The following is a 1,961-nucleotide window of genomic DNA, read 5'->3' as shown; positions in this document are numbered from 1 at the left end:
GCGGCCAGGTCCGCGGTCTCGCGCAGTGTCTCCTCGCGCCGTCCCGCGAGCGCCACCGACCAGCCCGCCCGGAGCAGTTCGAGGGCGACGGCGCGGCCGATTCCGGAGCCCGCTCCGGTCACCACGGCGGTCTTCGAGGGTGCCGTTCGCTCAGCGTTCATGGCCCCGCAGGGTACGGGAGGGTCCGCCACACGGACCTCATCTGCCCGCCATTTGGCTGTTGTGTACGTGACAGGCGGGTGTCGTCCCCGGCTACTCCAATGCCCCTTGCAACCATCTTCAGGGGAGGGGCACATGACACCCGCTGCACAGCACTCACCCGAACTCCGCGCCGCCGCACGCCACTTGGGCCGCCGCCGGTTCCTCACCGGTACCGGCGCGGCCGCCGCCCTGGCGTTCGCCACCAACCTGCCCACCGCGGGCGTGGCGGGGGCGGCCGAGATGGACGCCGCCCGCGTGTCCGCCGACCCCTTCACGCTCGGCGTGGCCTCGGGCGACCCGCAGCCGAACTCCGTACTGCTGTGGACCCGGCTCGCGCCCAAACCCTTCGAGCAGGGCGGCGGCCTGCCCGCCCGGCGCGTCACCGTCCAATGGGAGCTGGCCCGCGACCCGCGCTTCAGGCGCGTCGTCAGGAGAGGCGCGGTCACCGCGCACCCGGAGTTCAACCACTCCGTGCACGTCCAGGCCGACCGCCTCGACGCCGACCGGACGTATTACTTCCGCTTCCGCACCGGCAAGTACCTCAGCGAGACCGGCCGCACCCGCACCGCGCCGCCCGCCTCCAGCAGCGCCGCGCTCACGCTGGCCGCGGTGTCCTGCCAGGCGTACCACGACGGCTACTTCACCGCGTACAAGCACCTCGCCGAGGACGATGTCGACGTGGTCTTCCACCTCGGCGACTACCTCTACGAGTACGCCGTGAACTCCGCCGGCGGCGCCCGCAAGTACACCGACCGTGTGCTGCCCGACATCTTCAACCGCGAGACGCAGACCCTCGACGACTACCGGCGCCGGTACGCGCTCTACAAGTCCGACCCCGACCTGCGCGCCGCGCACGCCGCGCACCCCTTCGTCGTCACCTGGGACGACCACGAGGTCGAGAACAACTACGCCGACGGCCTCGACGAGAACGGCAACCCGCCCGAGGAGTTCCTGCTGCGCCGGGCCTCCGCCTACCGCGCGTACTGGGAGAACCAGCCGCTGCGCCGCCCGCAGCGGCCCACCGGCTCCGACATGCAGCTCTACCGCCGCCTCAGCTGGGGCCGGCTCGCCCAGTTCGACATCCTCGACACCCGCCAGTACCGGTCCGACCAGGCGTACGGGGACAAGGCGCACGCGCCCGGGCCCGAGTCGCGCGACCCGAAGCGCACCATCACCGGTGCCACCCAGGAGCGCTGGCTCATCGAGGGCTGGCGCCGCTCGCGTGCCCTGTGGAACGTCGTCCCGCAGCAGGTCACCTTCTCCCAGCGCAAGCTCGACCTGACCGCCGAGGCCAAGGTCAGCATGGACGCGTGGGACGGGTACTCCGCCTCGCGCGACCGCGTGCTCGCCGGGGCGAAGTCCGCCGGGGTCGACAACCTCATGGTCCTCACCGGTGACGTCCACGTCGGGTACGCCTTCGACATCCTCGACGACTTCGACAAGCCGTCCTCGAAGGTCGTCGGCACCGAGATCGTCGCCACGTCCATCGCCAGCGGGAAGGACGGGGCGGAGCGGCCCGCCAACTGGGAGACCTACACGAAGGCGAACCCTCACCTGAAGTTCTACAACGGGCGGCGGGGGTACGTGACGGTCGCTCTCGGCCGCGCCGAGGCCCGGGCCGACTTCAAGACGGTGTCCGCGGTCACCACGCCCGGGGCGCCCCTCACGACGGCGGCGTCCTTCGTGACCGAGGCGGGAAACCCGGGCTTGCGCCCGGTGTAGCCCTCGCCCCGTATCAGCCTGAACGGCCTCGTCCTCAA

At 71.6% G+C, this 1,961-nt stretch carries 2 protein-coding genes; one reads left to right on the top strand and one right to left on the bottom strand.

All coding sequences use genetic code 11. The features are described 5' to 3' along the window. The coding region (locus tag STRAU_RS40145; protein WP_158692063.1) for an SDR family NAD(P)-dependent oxidoreductase at positions 1–161 on the bottom strand (161 nt) is incomplete at its 3' end. Between the two features lie 133 nt (positions 162–294). Between STRAU_RS40145 and STRAU_RS12010 the strand changes: the two genes are divergently transcribed. Continuing rightward, positions 295–1,923 carry an alkaline phosphatase D family protein gene (locus tag STRAU_RS12010; protein WP_016640568.1) on the top strand — a complete coding sequence of 543 codons (1,629 nt, stop codon included), beginning with the start codon at positions 295–297 and terminating at the stop codon, positions 1,921–1,923. The last annotated feature ends 38 nt before the right edge of the window (positions 1,924–1,961 follow it).

It is taken from the genome of Streptomyces aurantiacus JA 4570 (assembly GCF_000414115.1).
Lineage (GTDB): Bacteria > Actinomycetota > Actinomycetes > Streptomycetales > Streptomycetaceae > Streptomyces > Streptomyces aurantiacus_A.
The sequence above is the reverse complement of the archived record's forward strand: the minus strand, read 5'-3'. Positions and strand labels throughout refer to the sequence as shown.

What these genes read in the sequence shown, in the direction of transcription:
- STRAU_RS12010 (WP_016640568.1), top strand. Translation starts at nt 295, where the DNA reads ATGACACCCGCTGCACAGCACTCACCCGAACTCCGCGCCGCCGCACGC.